General features: G+C 68.9%; 15 protein-coding genes. 2 read left to right on the top strand and 13 right to left on the bottom strand.

Features of this window, described 5'->3' with window-relative positions:
- Positions 1-350 precede the first annotated feature (350 nt).
- Positions 351-2,330 carry an APC family permease gene (locus E1261_RS33025; protein ID WP_238176572.1) on the top strand — a complete coding sequence of 660 codons (1,980 nt, stop codon included), beginning with the start codon at positions 351-353 and terminating at the stop codon, positions 2,328-2,330.
- Between the two features lie 14 nt (positions 2,331-2,344).
- Here E1261_RS33025 and E1261_RS33020 read toward each other — a convergent pair whose 3' ends face one another.
- The 3 genes from E1261_RS33020 to E1261_RS33010 all read right to left on the bottom strand — a co-directional run bounded on the left by E1261_RS33020 (position 2,345) and on the right by E1261_RS33010 (position 4,164).
- Positions 2,345-2,740: a DUF3892 domain-containing protein gene (locus tag E1261_RS33020; protein ID WP_132413577.1), complete on the bottom strand. Its 396-nt coding sequence runs from the start codon at positions 2,738-2,740 to the stop codon at positions 2,345-2,347.
- Between the two features lie 99 nt (positions 2,741-2,839).
- Complete coding sequence (locus tag E1261_RS33015; RefSeq protein ID WP_132413575.1) at positions 2,840-3,673, bottom strand: hypothetical protein; 834 nt, start codon at positions 3,671-3,673, stop codon at positions 2,840-2,842.
- Positions 3,670-4,164 carry a SigE family RNA polymerase sigma factor gene (locus tag E1261_RS33010; protein ID WP_132413573.1) on the bottom strand — a complete coding sequence of 165 codons (495 nt, stop codon included), beginning with the start codon at positions 4,162-4,164 and terminating at the stop codon, positions 3,670-3,672. Before E1261_RS33010 ends, E1261_RS33015 begins: the two co-directional genes overlap by 4 nt.
- Positions 4,165-4,370: 206 nt before the next feature.
- On the opposite strand from E1261_RS33010, the gene E1261_RS33005 reads away from it, so the two are divergent.
- Entirely contained in the window at positions 4,371-5,258 is an 888-nt protein-coding gene (locus tag E1261_RS33005) for a GNAT family N-acetyltransferase (RefSeq protein WP_132413571.1), read from the top strand.
- Here the strand turns inward: E1261_RS33005 and E1261_RS33000 are convergent.
- The 10 genes from E1261_RS33000 to E1261_RS32955 form a co-directional block, all read right to left on the bottom strand.
- Entirely contained in the window at positions 5,210-6,835 is a 1,626-nt protein-coding gene (locus E1261_RS33000; protein ID WP_132413569.1) for a PucR family transcriptional regulator, read from the bottom strand. The genes E1261_RS33005 and E1261_RS33000 overlap by 49 nt on opposite strands.
- 18 nt (positions 6,836-6,853) lie before the next feature.
- Positions 6,854-8,323, bottom strand: coding sequence for an amidohydrolase family protein (locus tag E1261_RS32995; RefSeq protein WP_132413567.1), 1,470 nt, complete (start codon positions 8,321-8,323; stop codon positions 6,854-6,856).
- The gene (locus E1261_RS32990; RefSeq protein WP_165952735.1) at positions 8,320-8,961 is read right to left on the bottom strand and encodes an FMN-binding negative transcriptional regulator; all 642 of its coding nucleotides are present in this window, start codon (positions 8,959-8,961) and stop codon (positions 8,320-8,322) included. The genes E1261_RS32995 and E1261_RS32990 overlap by 4 nt, the downstream gene beginning before the upstream one ends.
- On the bottom strand, positions 8,945-9,784 hold the full coding sequence (locus tag E1261_RS32985) for an ABC transporter ATP-binding protein (RefSeq protein ID WP_132413563.1): 840 nt from the start codon (positions 9,782-9,784) through the stop codon (positions 8,945-8,947). The genes E1261_RS32990 and E1261_RS32985 overlap by 17 nt, the downstream gene beginning before the upstream one ends.
- Before the next feature lie 18 nt (positions 9,785-9,802).
- Positions 9,803-10,864 carry a FecCD family ABC transporter permease gene (locus E1261_RS32980; protein ID WP_202875247.1) on the bottom strand — a complete coding sequence of 354 codons (1,062 nt, stop codon included), beginning with the start codon at positions 10,862-10,864 and terminating at the stop codon, positions 9,803-9,805.
- Entirely contained in the window at positions 10,861-11,895 is a 1,035-nt protein-coding gene (locus tag E1261_RS32975; RefSeq protein WP_132413561.1) for a FecCD family ABC transporter permease, read from the bottom strand. Before E1261_RS32975 ends, E1261_RS32980 begins: the two co-directional genes overlap by 4 nt.
- Positions 11,892-13,247: a serine hydrolase domain-containing protein gene (locus E1261_RS32970; RefSeq protein ID WP_132413559.1), complete on the bottom strand. Its 1,356-nt coding sequence runs from the start codon at positions 13,245-13,247 to the stop codon at positions 11,892-11,894. The genes E1261_RS32975 and E1261_RS32970 overlap by 4 nt, the downstream gene beginning before the upstream one ends.
- Positions 13,244-14,281 (bottom strand): ABC transporter substrate-binding protein, encoded by a 1,038-nt coding sequence (locus tag E1261_RS32965; RefSeq protein ID WP_132413557.1) that lies wholly within the window; start codon positions 14,279-14,281, stop codon positions 13,244-13,246. Before E1261_RS32965 ends, E1261_RS32970 begins: the two co-directional genes overlap by 4 nt.
- 112 nt (positions 14,282-14,393) lie before the next feature.
- Complete coding sequence (locus tag E1261_RS32960) at positions 14,394-15,212, bottom strand: M55 family metallopeptidase (RefSeq protein ID WP_132413555.1); 819 nt, start codon at positions 15,210-15,212, stop codon at positions 14,394-14,396.
- 25 nt (positions 15,213-15,237) lie between these two features.
- Positions 15,238-16,705, bottom strand: a 1,468-nt coding sequence (locus tag E1261_RS32955; protein ID WP_202875245.1) for an amidohydrolase, incomplete at its 5' end; no start/stop codon positions are given.

Genomic DNA, 16,705 nt, shown 5'->3' with positions numbered 1-16,705 from the left:
GTTCGGGCGGTTGGGGAGCGGTACGCGGCTGTCCGGCGGGGCTGGGGAGTCCTACCTCCCGAAAACGACGGGTAGAACTCCCCAGCCCGCGCAAGGATCAGCCGAACCACCGAACCGCGTACACCTACCGGGGACCCCGGACACCCGACCAGATGTCCCAGGTCCCCACCAGGTGACCGCAGTACACCCGAACCACCTGCACGGCGGATCACCTCAGGCGCCGGATAGGGGAACGGATTATCCGCTGCCGCTTGGCTCAGATGCGGCTGTCCGCCCGGGCCGTTCGGCGATTCTCACAGGGTTCTAACACCGATTACGGCGTTGCTCATGGATCGGGCATTCTGGCTCGCGTGATCTCTCCAGACGAGTACGTCGTACCCGCCACCGTCAAAGGTCCTGGCGATCAGTCGGCCGGGGCGCGTGGGGTGGCCGGGTGGCTACTGCAGCATCGGGTGCAGCCGGTTGGGCCGGAGGCCGGCGAGGGTCACGCGACACCGCAGTCGTGGTGGAAGGTGATGTGCCTGACGGGCGTCGACTACTTCTCGACGCTGTCCTATCTGCCCGGTATCGCCGCCCTGGCGGCCGGTGCGTTGTCGCCGTTGGCAACGTTGTTGATCGTTGCCTTGACGCTGCTCGGCATGCTGCCGATGTACCGGCGGGTGGCGAAGGAGAGTCCGCACGGGCAGGGCTCGATCGCCATGCTGGAGAACCTGCTGCCGTTCTGGCGCGGCAAGCTGTTCGTGCTAGTGCTGCTGGGATTCGTCGCGACGTCCTGGATCATCACGATCACGCTCTCGTCGGCCGACGCCACGGTGCACCTGGTCGAGAACCCCTATACCCCGGACTTCCTGCATGGCCAGGAAGTCATCATCACCGTCGTACTGCTGCTGATCCTCGGCGGCGTGTTCCTGATGGGCTTCAGCGAAGCCGTCGGCGTGGCGATCCCGCTGGTCGGCGTGTTCCTGCTCCTCAACGCTGCGATCGTGGCAGTCGGCCTGTACGACGTTGCTACGGTTCCCGGCGCGTTCGACAGCTGGGTCGACGCGCTGACCGCCGGCCGGGAAGGCTTCGGCGGCGTCATCGGGCCGGCCATCATCGCTTTCCCCTTGCTTGTCCTGGGAATGTCCGGATTCGAGACCGGCGTCAGCATGATGCCGCTGGTCGCCGCGAACGGTGAGACCGCCGAACAGCGGCTGGCCGACCGCATCCGCAACACCAAGAAGCTCCTCACCGCAGCCGCCCTGATCATGAGCGTCTACCTGCTGGCGACGAGCTTCATCACCACCGTGCTGATTCCTGCCAAGGAGTTCGAGCCCGGCGGCGCAGCGAGCGGGCGCGCGATGGCCTTCCTGGCCCACGAGAAGCTCGGCGAAGCCTTCGGAACCGTCTACGACCTGAGTAGCGTCCTGATCCTCTGGTTCGCCGGCGCCTCGGCCATGGCCGGGCTGATCAACATCGTGCCCCGCTACCTTCCGTCGTACGGGATGGCACCCGAATGGGGACGCGCCGTTCGCCCGGTGGTGCTCGTCTACACCGCGATCAGCATCGCGATCACGATCGCCTTCGGCGCCGATGTCGACGCCCAGGCCGGGGCCTACGCGACCGGCATCCTGGTCATGATGGTCTCCGGCGCGGTCGCGGTCGCGATCTCGGCACTGCGGAAGCGGCAGGGCAAGGCGACCGTCGCCTTCACCGTTCTCACCCTGATCCTGCTGTACGCGCTGGTCGAGAACATCATCGAGAAGCCCGACGGCATCGCCATCTCCGGCCTGTTCATCGCCGGCATCATCACCGTCTCGCTGATCTCCCGCGTCGCCCGCACCACCGAACTACGCGCCGACCGGATCGAGTTCGACGACGCGGCCCGCGGCTTCCTCACCGAATCGATCCGCAGCGACGGCATCCTCAACATCATCGCCAACCAGCGTCAGGCCGGCGATGCCGCGGAGTACGCGGCCAAGGAGGCCGACGTCCGGGACGCCGACCCGGTCCCCCACCGCACCGACATCGTCTTCCTCGAGATCGACGTCGTCGACCCGTCCACCTTCAGTGACGTACTGCGGGTACGCGGCGTCGAGGTCGACGGCTACCGCGTGCTCCGCGCCGAAAGCCCCGCCGTACCGAACGCCATCGCCGCCATCCTGCTCGCCCTCCGCGACACCACCGACGTACTGCCGCACTGCCACTTCGAATGGTCCGAGGGCAATCCGCTCAGCCACCTGCTGCGCTACCTCATCCTCGGCCGTGGCGACACCGCACCCGTCGTCCGCGAGATCATCCGCCAGCACGAATCGGACCCAGCCCGCAGACCCGGCATCCACGTCGGCTGAGGCAGTAGATCTGCCTACATGGCCGGTCGGGCTCGTCTTCCGACGGACCAGCGCCAGCCTGGTTGGCGGGCGGCTCGGCGGGCCCTGGATCGGTCGGGCAGTACGACGGCGTCCAGGCGTGGCAACCTCAGTAGGGCGTCGGCGGCCTCGTCGTCGGGGTTGCTTCGGATGTAGCGCTGCGGGCTCGCGCCGACGACGCGGATCCGGGGGCCGCGGCTCCCGTCGGGGTTGGCGACGTACGCGATGCCGGCGCGGTGGTCGAGCCAGCGGATGATGTCGTCGATCGAGCTGTCTTCTAACCCACCGTGAGGGTCTGCCCACTGAACGCGAGCGATGTCGCGCAGGTCATTGCGCTCCTGCGACATAGCGACCGCAGTAACCGTCACTGCTGGGTAGCTTGCAAGGCTCATCGACCTACACGCGCCTCCTGGTATACCAACCCTCGCATGGTGACACCCGCCCCCGCCCGCCCGGAAGAGGCAGCCCACCTGGTGGACTGCCTCCGCCTGTCAGCTGTTGATCTGGAACTTCGTCGACGTCACCAGCTCGGCCAGTTGGCGGGTGCTGAAGATCGGTTGCGTCAAGGCTGCATGCTCCGAGTGGTCGCTCTTCTTCACCTGGGCGAGGTAGACGATCGAGCCGTTGGCGTGGCGGTACGCGGCCCACTGGTCGTAGCTGGCGTCACCCTTGGTGGTGACCACGCCGACCTTCTTGCCGGCGACGTCCACGACGGCGCAGGTGCCCCTTCCACCCCAGAAGCTCTGCGCCAGCTTGCACGGGGTTGTTGCCGGCTTCCCGTCAGGCGTGAACGACTCCACCAGCAGCTGGCCTACCCGGTCGCCCTTCTGCACCGGGATGTTGACTCGGTACTGCCAATAGTCCTGCTCTCCGTCGTTCGACGCGTACTGGCTCTGCGGCGACCTCATCGCGCGACCGTCCGGGTACTTCAAGTCCGGCGTACTGAACCCGGCCGGCACCGACGAGCTCAGGTCGTCCATCAACGTCACGGCTCGTTCGGCGCGTGGACCCGCCGTCGCCGTACGGTCCGCCTGGCCCTCCGGCCACGGATCACCGGACTTCCGCGTCGTCGGGACAGCGGTCGTCGTGCCGCCGCCGGCCACCATCGGCTCCGTCGATCCGCCACCGGGGAGGTTCGCAATCAGGGTGGGACCGGCTACGACACCAGCGACCAGCGGTACGGCGGCCAACCCGGCCCACGTTGCCCGGCGCCGCTTGCGCACCCGGCGGGCCCGGTCGAGTGCGCTCGCAGGATCCATCGACGGCGGCGGGCTGCTGCGCACCAACACGTCGTGCATTGCCTCGTTGAGATCCTTCTCGTTCATCGAACTCTCTCTTCTTCTAACAGACCGCGCAGAGTCGTCAGCCCCCGCGCAGCCTGGCTCTTGACATTTCCTGGCGAGCAATCGAGCAGCGCGGCCGTCTGTTCGACGGACTGGTCCTCCCAGTAGCGCAGGACCAGAACCGCGCGTTGCCTCGGCGGCACCTTCGCGAGCGCCTCCATCAGCACGAGCCGTTCGTCGGCAAGACCCGACGACGGCGCAGCCCGATCGGTCTCCGGAGGACCGACCGACTCGTACCGGAACCACCCGCGGCGGCGCTCGGACAGGAACGTCCGTACGAGCGTCTGCCGGGTATAGCTGTCCATTGCCTCGTGCCGCTGGATCCGGCGCCAGGCCAGATAGATCTTCGTGAACGTCTGCTGGACCAGGTCTTCCGCACGATGCCAGTCGCCGCACAGCAGGTACGCCGTACCGCGCATGGAGTCGGAGCGTGCCACGAAGTACGCCTGGAACGCCGCGTCCTGATCACTCATGTTGCCTCCCCGTCCTTGGTACCGAGTTAGACACACCAACGGGGTCGAAGTTGGTTGCATCCACCCGCAGATCAATTCCGCGACGTTCGTCCGGATGACCCAAGCAGCGGGCCGGAATTCGTGACGCGAGCCGTGCCGGTGGGTGGGTGGTTGCGGTCAGGATGGCGGGGTTCGCTACCCAGCGTGAGAGGCAGAGCAGAGACGTGATGACGGCTGACAGCAAGGCCCCCGACGTCGGGGACTCGGTTCCGGACGGCTGGGTTCAGGACGCGGCGGCTCTCGCGTACGACGCGGCCGCGCGGGCCGGGGTGCGGATCGAGCCGGCCACCACGTACGCGGATTGCGCGGCGGCGAGCCGGCTCTTCGACGAGGTCTGGCATGACAGCGAGACCAGCGTGCTGACGCCGGGTGCACTCACCGCGCTGGCCCATAGTGGCAACTACGTCGCGTTGGTCCGGGTCGGCGATCGGGTGGTCGGCGCGGCGGCCGGCTTCTTCTCACCGCCGCGGGCACAGACCTTGCACAGTCACATCGCCGGGATGCTGCCCGAGTTGCGCGGCCGGGGCGCCGGCATCGCGCTGAAGCTTCATCAGCGGCACTGGGCGCTGGAGGTGGGCGCCACCAACATCACCTGGACTTTCGACCCGCTGGTGGCCCGCAACGCCTATCTGAATGTGCATCGACTGGGCGCAGCCATCGACTGCTACTTCGAGAACTTCTACGGCGACATGGGCGACGCACTGAACGGGCACGACGACTCGGACCGAGCCTTGGCGAACTGGAACCTGCTGCACCCCTACCCGCCCCGTCCGACGGTGCTCACCCAGGAACCGGTGGATGTACTCCGCAACGACGGCGACCAACCGCACGTCCAGCTGCCAGCTACCGGCGACGGCCCGCTGACGCTGCAGATCCCGACAGACATCGAAGGCCTTCGACGGACGAACCCCACTGCAGCCAGCGCCTGGCGAGCTGGTCTGCGGGAGGCACTGACGTGGGCGCTCGCCGACGGCTGGCGAGTCGTCGACGTCCGCAGGGACGGGTGCTACTTGCTCGAGCGTCCCGCGGAGTCCGGCGGCCAGAGGCGCAGCTGAAGCTGCAGGGCAAACCTGGCCGCCGGATCTTCGAGCGAGAACTCCCCGATCTCCGACAACCGCTTAAGCCGGTACCGGAAGGTGTTCTGGTGCACGTGTGTCGCCGCCGCGGCAGCCATCACGTCGCCGTGCGCGTCAAGCCAGGCCCGGAGCGAATCCACCAGGAACGTCGAGTCCCGATTGTCGTCATAGGCAAGTAACCGCGCATACGCGCCGAACGGCCCCCGCTTCGAGGCCAGCGCCAGATCACGAAGCTCCAGCAGCATCGCCTCGGCTTCGATGTCCGAGGCCCGGGCAACCCGCTCAGCACCCGCGGACCGACGGGCCAATACGCGCAGCGCACGGTCCGCATCCGCGCGCGAAAGCTCCAGCTCAGCCGAGTGCTCCACGACGCGGCCGATTCCCACGATGGCGTCGTTCGCCGTGCGCTCGACGAAGTTCCGGCACAGGAATTCGAGGCTGACCGCAGTGTCCGGCCGCCGCGCCGGTACGAGCGCGTAGACCGTGTCGTCGAGCAGCGCGACCGCCGCGTCCGCCCAACTGCCGGCCAGATGGACCTGGAACGACACTGCCACCCGCTGGGACTTAGTGACGTGTACGGCGGCCGCCGCACCCCCGGCCGGATCGCCCAGCGTCAACGCGACGACGATCAGCGGCCGATCCGCCAGCCGCAGCCGATCCAACGCCGACCGCGCCTCGGGACCACCAGTGAGTGCGGTGGCCAGCAGGTCGGTGCGCAACCGGCGAGCGCCGTCCGCACCGGCCCTCAGTTGCAGCATGTGCAGCGCAACCAGTCGCGACGCGTCGAGCAGCAGATCGTCCTTCTCGGTACTGAGCGGCTTGTCGGCCACCGCCCAGATCGAGCCGAGGATCTCGTCACCGGCCCGGACGGCGACCGCGACTCGGCCCCGCGTACTCCGGCCGTCGGACAGCGCCAACGGCGGCAGGAAGACCGGTCGCAGCGACTCGCGGATCGCCCGCATGGCGCCGCGCTCCTCGTCGAACCCCGCATAGACCTCCGGGGTACGGCGGCCCAGGATCACCTCGACGCGGATCGCGTCGGTCTCCCCGTGGTGATCGGAGTACGCGAGCACCACCGAGTTGCGGTCCTCGATCGTGATCGACGCGTCGATGAGATCGCTGATCGCGCCGGCCATCCCGAACAGGTCGCCGGCCTCTTGCCCGTCCAGCCCGCGGCCGGCCGGGTGCAGCGCCGATTGCATGGCGGTGGTCAGTACGCCGATCACCTGTTGCCACGCCACCCCGGCCGGCAGGCCGAGAACGACCGTCCCCTCGTCGGGCAGCACCGGCCCGCGGTCGCGCGGCTGCCGGATCACGACGGCCGCGGCGTCGTACCGGTTGCCCAGCGCAACCAACTCGAGGATCTCGTCCGGATCGGTCACCCCGACGCCGAGCAGGATCGCTCCGGGCGGCATCGCGGGCGGGTCACCCGGGTCGTGGACGACGACTCCACCCACCGGCGTCAGGTACTGCGGTGTGCCGGCCAGGGTGGAGAGCAGCATCGGTCCCAGATGCTGCAGGACCATGCCCAGCGTCGGTCTCGGGTTGGCGTCCATGGTCGATGGTAGGCCGGGTCAGCCGAGGCCCGCGCCGAGGATCGGGCGGCCGGGCCGGGCATCCAGCACGAGTTCGCCGTCACGGACCACGGGAACCCCGTCGACGAAGACATGCACCATCCCGCGCGACGGCTCCAATTGCTCGTACGTCGCAACGTCGCCGAACCGCGCCGGGTCGAACACCACCACGTCGGCATCGCAGCCCGTCTGCAGCCGTCCCTTCCGGCGGGCCTGCGGCGTACTGGCGGCCAGGACCTGAGCCGGGATCAGCGTGCATCGCCGGACCGCATCCGGCAGCGTGACCACACCCAGATCGCGCACCAACCAGCGGAACACCTTCGCAAAGCAGCCCGCACTCCGCGGATGCGTCACCGCACCAGGTGGCGACGGCCAGAGGTCAGCGGTCACCGGACTCGCATCGAGGTACGGCGTGAACGCGTCGGAAGCAATCGCTGTGTCCGGCAGCAGCAGCGTTCCGAGCAGCGCAGCCAGATCATCCGGATCGGACTCGTCGAGGAACGCCACGATCACATCGGTATCCGGCCGGGTGGCGCGCAGTTCGTCGTACTCGGCCGGATCCCGGACCGGGCGGCCCGCTGCGAGCAGATGGACGGCCGTGTGGTCGATGCCGAGCCGCGGCAGGTTCTCCGGGCTGAGGAAGGCAGCACCGATCTCGGTCGCACCGGAGCCGTACGGATAGGCCTCGCCAGTCACCGGCAGCCCCTGCCCGGCCGCCGTCGTCAAGGCACTGGCCACCTGTGGAGCCTGCCGCCCTGAGGTGCTGTTCAGATGGCAGAGGTGCATCGGCGCCCCGGTCGCCGCCGAGGCCGCGATCACCTCGAGGACGCCCTCGAGCGACGACCCCGGCTCGGCGCCGGACAGGAAGCGGGCATGCGTGAACGTGCCGACGCCGAACTCGGTCGCGAGCTGCGCAACCTCCAGATACTCGGCCCGCGTGACACCGGGCGCATACCCGAGCAGTACGCCGATCCCGACCGCGCCCGCGGCAAGCTCCTCCGCGAGCATGTCCAGTACGTCGGCCACCTGGCGACTCGACCACGGCTGATCCCAGCCGGGAGCCGCGGGCAGGATGACGTCCGGACCGATCTTCGCTCCCCCGGCGATCGTGGCCCGCACATGCGCCCAGCCCGCCGAGAAGCCGAAGTTGATCGGCCGGCCCTGGTCCTCGGCGGCCCGGATCGCGGGTCCGACCGGCCAGCGACCGGCCTCCAGGTCGAGCGCGCTGGTGACGCCGTCCAAGGCCTGCAGGCGAGCGCCGATCAACGACTGCGCGTGGCTGTGCAGATCGATGAAGCCAGGCGCGACCACCAGCCCGGTCGCATCGATGACCTTCTCGGCCGCGACGAACTCAGTCGTCACGTGCGTGATCTCGCCGCCGGTGAACGCCACCGTCCGGATGTCGTCCAGTCCGGTCTCGGGGTCGATCACGCGGCCGCCGACCAGGGCGACATCCGCGCGGCCGGTCATCGCGGGCACCCGTCGGCGCCGTACCGGGTCCGCATCATCGCGGCGGCTTCGGTCAGCTGCACGCGGCCCGCGGACTCCAGCCCGGTGATCGTGCCGATCCGGTCGGCCGGCGTACGGTTCTGGCCCATCTTCAGCTTCACCTCGAGTCGCTCGATCTCCATCGTGAACGCCTGCAGCTCGCTCAGTAGCTCGGCCGTTCGTTGCCGCGCCCACGTGTCCGGCCGCCAGCGCTCCCCCTCATCGGTCCGCGCCTTCTCGTGCTGGGAGAGCAGTGTCATCAAGTGCCTTTCGACGTGTCGCGGGTCATCCATCGGCTCGGCGGTTCCGGCGGCTTCCACCGCACCGAAGTTGTACGTCGGCAGCCCGGCGTCGGCGTACCAGGCCGGGCTCACGTACGCCGTCGGCCCGGTGAACGCCACCCGCAAGGCGCAGCCCGCCCGGATCGCGGCTGCCATCGGATCCGCGGCCGAGACGTGCCCGACCAGTGTGCCGAACGGGCCCTCCTGCGCACGTAGCTCCAGTGGCACGAACGCCACCTGGACCTCCGGCTCGACCGCGATCAGGACGGCGAACGGCCAGCGGGTGATCAGCTCGTGTGCCTGCCGGGTGTCGGCGCTGAAATCAGGATTCACGTACACGAGGCGCACTCCTCCGCGCAGCCGGCACGACCAACGGCGTACCGGTCTCCGGGTCGTCGATGATCGAGCACCGCAAGTGGTAGACGCTCTCGATCAGCTCCGGGGTCACGATCTCTTTGGGCGCACCCTGAGCCACCACTTGTCCGGCGCGCATCGCGATCAGATGGGTCGCGTAGCGCGCAGCGAGGTTGAGCTCGTGCAGCACCACGACGACTGTCCGTTCGCCGCTCTCCTGCAACTCGGCGCACAGGTCCAGCACCTCGACCTGGTGGGCGATGTCGAGGTACGTCGTCGGCTCGTCCAGGAGAAGCAGCGGCGTTTCCTGGGCCAGTGCCATGGCCAGCCACACACGCTGCCTTTGCCCGCCGGACAGCTCGTCGACGAAGCGACTCGCCAGGTCGGCGGTGTTGGTCCGCTCGAGTGCAGCGGTGACCGCAACGTCGTCGTCGGTCGACCACTGCCGGAGGAATTTCTGATGCGGGAAGCGGCCGCGGGCCACGAGATCGGCCACCGTGATGCCGTCCGGGGCGATCGAGGTCTGCGGGAGCAGGCCGAGTCGGCGGGCGACCTCCTTCGACGGGTACCGGGAGATGTCCTGCCCGTCCAGAACGACGCTGCCGTGGTTCGGCGCGAGCAGCCGGGCGAGCGAACGCAACAGGGTCGACTTCCCGCAGGCGTTCGGGCCGACGATCATCGTCAGCGAGTGGTCGGGGATGTCGATCGACAGGTTCTCCGCGACCACGCGCTCGCCGTACTGGAGCTTGAGGTCGTGGGCGCGCAGGCGGTTGCCGGGTGGCGGCTGGGTCTGGAGGTCAGTCGTCATGGCTCACTCGTTCCGGGGTCAGAGACGGGAGGCACGGCTCTGCTGGTACAGCAGCCAGGCCAGGTAGGTGCCGCCGATACAGAGGGTCGGGATGCCGACCGGCATCTGGGTGTCCGGCCAGATCTGCTGGGCGGCGAGATCGCCGACGATCAGGATCAGCGCTCCCATCAGGGCCGCGGGCACGATCGACACCGAGCCGCCGGTCAGCCGGCGCATGATCTGCGGCGCGGCCAGGGCGACGAACGCGATCGGCCCGGCAGTCGCCACGGCCCCGGCGCACAGCACCGTGCCGATCACCAGCAACCGCCGCCGGGTCACCGCGACCCGGACGCCGAGTCCCTGCGCGAGGTCGTCGCCCATCTCCAGCAGTCGCATCTGGTTGCCGATAGCAAGGACTGGAACGATCATCACGGCAACGGTCAGGCCGATGATCTGTACCTGCTGCCAGTCCGCGCCGTTGAGGCTGCCGACCAGCCAGGTATAGGCGCCTTCGGCATCTTGTAAACGGGCCCGGAGCAACAAGTACGAGACCAGGCTGTCGAGGAGTGCGGTCGCTGCGACGCCGACCAGGATCAGGCGGAATCCCTGCACCCCGCCGCCGCGATAGGCGAGCCGGTAGACGACCGCCGCGGTGACGAAGCCGCCGACCAGCGCGCCGCCCATCCCGGCGAGCTCCTGGCCGCCGAGAACGAGGACGGTCGCCACCGCGCCGGCGGAGGCGCCCATCGTGAAACCCATGATCTCCGGGCTGCCCAACGGGTTCCGGGTCACCGACTGGAAGATCGCGCCGCTGGCTCCGAGCGCGAGACCGACCAGGGCCGCGGTGAGCAGTCGGGGCAGGCGCAGGTTGTAGATCACGAACTCCTGGGCTGCCGCGCCGCGGCCGCTCAGGGTCCCGAACACCTCCCCCGGCGTCATCGGATAGTCGCCGGTGCACAGCTGGACCAGCGCGAAGACGAGCATGGCCAGGACGACCAGACCACTCGCGAGTACGGCGCGTGGGCGCCACAGCACCGACCATTCGCCGTATGCGAGCCGCGCGATCGCCGGCCGGCGCTGAACCACCTGTGGCGCGGTCACAGCCCGGCCATCCGACGACGGCGGATCAGGTAGACGAACACCGGCGCGCCGACCACTGCGGTGACCAATGCCGTCGGCAACTCTCCGGGGCGGGCGATCAGTCGGCCGGCGAGGTCGGCGGCAACCATCAGGATGGGTCCGGCGAGCAGGCAGTACGGCAGGAGCCATCGATGGTCCGGTCCGGTGAACGTGCGCACCATGTGCGGTACGACGAGGCCGACAAACGAGATCGGTCCCGCAGCAGCGGTGGCCGCGCCGCACAACAACGTGGTCGCGACAACACCCAGGAGTCGTGTCCGGGCGACGTTCGCCCCGAGGCCCTTCGCCGCGTCCTCACCAAGGGCGAGGGCGTTGAGGGACGAGACCAGGAAGAGCCCCAGGACCACGCCGATCACGATGAACGGCGCCACCTGGATGACCACCGGAGCCGTCCGGCCGGACAGCGTTCCGACGCTCCAGGCCCGGAAGCCGTTGAACACCGTGGACGAGAGCAGCACGATCGCGGAGATCGCGCCGGTGAGTGCCGCCGTGATGGCTGCCCCAGCCAGCGCGAGCCGGGCCGGGCTGGCGCCGGCGGCTCCGGCCGAGCCGAGGGCGTAGACCGCGACGGTCGCGATGCTGGCGCCGATGAGCGCGAACCAGATGTAACCGGACAGTGCACCGATCCCGAAGTACGCCATCGCGATCACGACACCGAGCGAGGCACCGGCGTTCACTCCGAGGAGGCCGGGCTCGGCGAGCGGGTTGCGGCTGAGTGCCTGCATCAGCGCGCCGGCGACGGCCAATGCGGAGCCGACCAGTACGCCGAGGAGCGTGCGCGGCAGTCGGACGTCCCGCACGATCACGTCGGCGTCGGTGCCCCCGACGGTCAGTGCGCGCCAGACCTGGCCGAACGGGACGTGCTCGGCTCCGAGCGCGAGGCTCGCGGCCATCAGTACGACGAGAATCGCCGCTGCGACTGCGAGTCCGAGCACCAGGCGGCGCCGTACCGAATTCACTGTTGTCGGTGGCGACAACACCGCGGTGCTCATCGGACGCGTTCCAGTTCGCACCAGTGGGTGAGGCAGTTGCCCACCCGGTCGCCCGCCTCGCCGTGCTTGACGGCGCGCGCGGAGCCGACCAGCCGATCAGTCTGTACGTCGAGTGCCAGTTCGAGCCACGGGCTGGCGCGCAACGCGTCGGGGGTCGGCAGTTGCACCTCCGCCGCGAACATCACGTCGTACGACTCGTCCTCCTCAAGACGGGCCATCATGCGGACGCCACCTGCTACCTCGATCCAGGCGGCCTCGTCGGCAGAGACGCCCAGCCGCAGCGGCACCGGACCGGTCGGAGTCTCGGCGTACCCGGCCCACTCCCCGATCGCCCGCACCGCGGACGGCGGGGGCTCGTCTGCTGACCCGATGCGACTGACCAACCCGTCGAGGACGAGCTCACACGCCGTACGGGCGTGGATGCAGGACCCGGTGCGGTTGATGACTGCTGCAACGCTCACTCCGTGCTCGGGCAGTACGGCGATCGAGGTGCCCACCCCGCACATGTCGCCGAGGTGGGTCAGCACCTCGACGCCGTCGGGATAGCGGGCGTTCCAGCCGAGGCCGTAGACGTCAGGGCGTCCGTCGGCCGTCGGCGCGACACCTGGTGTCCGCACTGCGGCGGCCGATGCGGGTGTCAACGCAGTGGACGCGTTGGTGTGCAGTTGGCCAAAGCGGGCCAGGTCGGCGGCGGACATCCAGGCCATGCCTGCGGCGGAGTGGCTGGTGTGGATCGTCGGGTACGGCAGCAGCCGCTCCGCGGTGTAGGGCACTGCGGAGTTGGCTCCGCCCGCACCTGGGCCGAAGGCGCCGGAGGTGAGTCCGAACGGTTCGAACAGGTACTGCTTCAGCAGCTCGTCCAGTGGCCGGCCGGTTGCTGCGAGCAGCCACGGTTCGAGTACGCCGTACCCGAGGTTCGCGTACTCGAAGCGGGTGCCCGGTGGACGGATCTGGACGCCGTACTGGCGCATGGCGTACTCGATCCCGCGGGTCGGCTCGCCGTACGCGAAGTCCCAGTAGCGGCCGAAACCGGCGGTGTGGCTCAGCGCCTGCCGCACAGTCGCGCGCTTCTCATCGAGCCAGGGCAGCCGCTCGGCGAGCGGTTCGTCGAGGTTGACGAGGCCTTGCTGGGCAAGCAGGACACACAGCGTCGCGACGATCGGTTTGGTGACCGAGGCCAGCAGGTACGGCGTTTCGCCGGTCGCCGGTCGGCCTTCCAGATCGGCCAGCCCGAAGCCGCGCGCCTGCACGTGGCCGCCGTATGCGACAGCGACCGAGATGGACGGCAGCCGGTGCTCACCGACCAGCGCTGCGATCTGGTCGGCAACCTCATCGAGGGTGGGATCGCTCATGAGGAGAAGTTCGCCACCTTGGTGTCCGCGGTGCCGTCGATGGCCAGCTTGATCTGCGGTACGACGTGCTCGATCGCATATGGCAGGCTCAGCACGGTCCCCCAGTCCATCGCCCAGAACGCCGAGTCGCCCTTCATCCCGGTGGACCAGAGCGACCGGCCTTCCTTCGTCGACTTCAGCCCGGCGACGACCGGGTTCTTCTTCAGCGCTTCGACCTGCCCACCGTCCGTTGTCCAAAGCACCAGGTCGGCCTTGCCGACCAGCGAGAGCTTCTCGGACGAGATGTCCGCGCTGTAGGCCTTGCCGAGCAGCGCGTCCAGCTCGGGCAGGGTCTTGAAGCCGAGATCGGTGAAGAACTTCGAGCGCGGCGTGGCCGGGCCGATCACCTTGTAGGTCTCACCCCAACGCTCGGCGAGCGCGATCGTCAGGCCGGCGAAGGCCTTGTTCTCCGCACCGGCCGCCGACACCCGCTGCTGCGCCTCGGCCACCAGTTCGTTGCCCTTGTCAACCTTGTTGAGCGCCTGGGCGAGCATCTTGGTCTGCTGGTCCATCGGGGTGTTCCAGTCGGTGAACCCCTTCGGCTGGGCCAGGACCGGACAGATCGCGCTGAGCTTGTCGTACTCCTTCTTGGTCATCCCGCCCATCACGCCGGTGATCAGATCCGGTTTCAGGGCGAGGATCTGCTCCACGGAGTACTCCTCGAAATCGAGGAACGCCGGCGGCTTCGGGAACGCGTCCCGGTTCCACGGGTGCAGCGGCGAGTACCAGTCCCCGCTGAACACGCCGACCGCGATCGGCGGGACCCCGAGGGCCACCAGTACGTCGATATCGGTCTGGCCGAGGGCGACGATCCGCTTTGGGTCCGGCGGGACCGTCGTCGTACCGTAGGCGTGCTCGATCGTGTTGCTGGTGGGCCCGCTCGACGACGTACCGGCTGGTTTGAGGCCGTCGTTCGTACAGCCCGGGAGGACAGTCGCCGCCCCCAAGGCGCCGAGCCCGGTGAGCAGGTGACGGCGTCCGATGCTGCTCTGCATTCCGACCACTCCTTAGTTCTGTCCCCGCGCTCAGGTGTCGCACATGCTAGGTAGCGGCGTGCCGCCGTTTCGTCGGCGAAGCCAACGAACTCTCGGGCCCCGATCCGTCCGTTCAGACGTGTCCGGGCGCTGTCTCCCACAGCAAGGCGCACACCCCGAGCAGCTGATCCGGTGACGCCGCGTCGAATTCCAGTCGCAACCGGTCGATCTGGCGCATACCAGGGATCAGGGCCCCGATCTCCGCGTGCGCGGGCATCTTGAGGTCCACGGTGAGCGTGAGTGCCTCCGGCAACTGAGGCACCGGCAGCTGATCAGCCCGCCGTACGGCGGCCGCGGCCCCGGCCCGCACGAGCGCTTGGGCCTTGGTGGGATGGACCGAAGCGGCCGCGAACTGGCCGACCGCCCGCTTCACCTGGACCGCCTCCACGCCGCGGTGCTTCTCGCGGGTCAGGCGGCAGATCTCGTCGTCGCCGGTGACCAGGCCGACCGGAACGCCCAGCGCAGCGGCCTGCAGTACGCCGAGATCGGTCTCCGAGGCGATCTCGCCGTTCACGAGGAAGCGGGTGAACGCCAGCGAGGAGAGCGTGTGGGAGAACACGCCCGGCGACCCGGCCGGGGCGTGGTAGCCGACGAACAGTGCAATGTCGTGTTCCGACGTCAGGCCTTGGATCATGCATTGAGCTTTGGGCCAGCCCTGCAGTACCTCGGCCCGCTCGTCGAGCAGGTCAGGCAGCAGGTTGTCCATCGTGCCGTGCGCGTCGTTGACCAGCACCTCGGTGGCTCCGGCATCGAAGGCACCGGCGATGGCCGCGTTGGTCTCCGCCGTGATCAGGCGTTGCGCCATCGGGTAGTTGTGGCCGCCGCGGTAGGCCTGGTCCGGGGTCGCGATCCCCGCGATACCTTCCATGTCGACGGAGATGAAGACTCGCATCCGTTGGCGCTCCTGTTCTCGTTGGTCACCAGTTGCCGTGCACCAGTTCGCCCGCGACCACCGTGGCCTCGACCGGCAGGGTGGCGAGTCGCTCGACGTCGAGCGTGTGCGGGTCCGCCGCCAGTACGACGAGATCGGCGGGCTGACCGGGTTCGATGCGCGCATGGCGGGTCGACGCGGCCAGCGCCTGGCTGACCGAGATCCGCTGCTCGGCATGCCAGGCTTCCTGCCCGGGGTCGGTTCTCGTCACGGCGGACGCGATCGAAACCCACGGGTCCAGCGGCGCCACCGGCGCATCCGACCCGAGCAGGAGGCGGGCACCGGCTGCCAGCAACGAAGCCAGCGGGAACGCTCGCTCGGTCCGCCCGGCCCAGTGCTTGTCGGCCACCTCGCGGTCGTCGATCGCGTGCCGTGGCTGGACGCTCGCCGCGACTCCCAGTTGCGCGAACCGGCCGAGGTCATCCGTGCTCAGCAGTTGCGCATGCTCGATCGTCCCGCGGGCGCCAGTGCGCTCGAACGTGTCGAGGGCAAGTGTGTTCGCCCGATCCCCGATCGCGTGTACGGCGGACGCGATGCCGGCCACGTGCGCCCGTCGTACAAGCTCGTCCAGGTCGTCGGCCTGCACCGCCTGGACGCCGTACGCCGCCTCGCCTTTGAGACCCGGGAATGCCTCGTGACACCAGGCCGTCCGGGTGTTCAGCGAACCGTCGACGACGATCTTGAACGAGCCCATCTCGACCAGGCCGCGGGTGTCGGGGAGCACGTCCCCGGTGGCCAGCCCGCGGTGGATCGCGTCGTCGAGGTGATCGGTGTACACGCCGCAGGCGACGCGCATCGACACCCCGGCACGGGTTCGGCGCTGCCAGCTGTCGAGATTCGGTCGCCGCTCGAACTCGACGATCCCGACGGTCCCGCGCGCGTGTGCCCGCCGTACCGACTCAGCCACCAGTACGTCGAGCTCGGCCACCGGCAGATCGTTGACCCGGGCCACGAGTTCGTAGCAGTCCTGCTCCAGAACCAGCCCGTCCGAGCGCAAACCGGGAACCCATCGACGCAGCGCCTCGGTGTTGAGCCAGGCGCAATGAATGTCATGGCTGATCAGCACAACCGGCACCCCGGCGCTGTGCTTGTCCAGCAGCTCCGCGGTCGGCCGGTCGAGCCACGTCCCGTCCTGAAACCCAGTCCCCACCAGGGTCGTCCCCGTCGACCGCCCAGCCAGCCGCTCCCCCACCAGCGCCGCACACTCAGCCGCCGACGAAGCCGATGAAACATCCAGCCGACTCTCACTCAGCGCCAGCATGTCGAAATGCACATGGTGATCCCACAGCCCCGGTATCACCACCCGCCCGTCCAGATCGACTATCTCCCCCTTGGCCGGCACACCCCCGCTCGGATACACCGCCGCGATCCGGCCATCCCGCAGTACAACGTCCATCAGCCGGCCGCTGCCCGACGACGTACTGACCAAGCGGACCCGGGTGAGCGTTGTGGAG

Source organism: Kribbella albertanoniae (assembly GCF_004348455.1).
Taxonomy (GTDB): Bacteria; Actinomycetota; Actinomycetes; order Propionibacteriales; family Kribbellaceae; genus Kribbella; species Kribbella albertanoniae.
This window is presented reverse-complemented; position numbering and strand designations above follow the sequence as displayed.

Coding starts and splice junctions, on each gene's coding strand:
- E1261_RS32975 (WP_132413561.1), bottom strand. CDS start 11,895: ATGAGCACCGCGGTGTTGTCGCCACCGACAACAGTGAATTCGGTACGG.
- E1261_RS32985 (WP_132413563.1), bottom strand. CDS start 9,784: ATGACGACTGACCTCCAGACCCAGCCGCCACCCGGCAACCGCCTGCGC.
- E1261_RS32965 (WP_132413557.1), bottom strand. CDS start 14,281: ATGCAGAGCAGCATCGGACGCCGTCACCTGCTCACCGGGCTCGGCGCC.
- E1261_RS33010 (WP_132413573.1), bottom strand. CDS start 4,164: ATGAGTGATCAGGACGCGGCGTTCCAGGCGTACTTCGTGGCACGCTCC.
- E1261_RS32970 (WP_132413559.1), bottom strand. CDS start 13,247: ATGAGCGATCCCACCCTCGATGAGGTTGCCGACCAGATCGCAGCGCTG.
- E1261_RS32960 (WP_132413555.1), bottom strand. CDS start 15,212: ATGCGAGTCTTCATCTCCGTCGACATGGAAGGTATCGCGGGGATCGCG.
- E1261_RS32995 (WP_132413567.1), bottom strand. CDS start 8,323: ATGACCGGCCGCGCGGATGTCGCCCTGGTCGGCGGCCGCGTGATCGAC.
- E1261_RS33005 (WP_132413571.1), top strand. CDS start 4,371: ATGACGGCTGACAGCAAGGCCCCCGACGTCGGGGACTCGGTTCCGGAC.
- E1261_RS33020 (WP_132413577.1), bottom strand. CDS start 2,740: ATGAGCCTTGCAAGCTACCCAGCAGTGACGGTTACTGCGGTCGCTATG.
- E1261_RS33015 (WP_132413575.1), bottom strand. CDS start 3,673: ATGAACGAGAAGGATCTCAACGAGGCAATGCACGACGTGTTGGTGCGC.
- E1261_RS33000 (WP_132413569.1), bottom strand. CDS start 6,835: ATGGACGCCAACCCGAGACCGACGCTGGGCATGGTCCTGCAGCATCTG.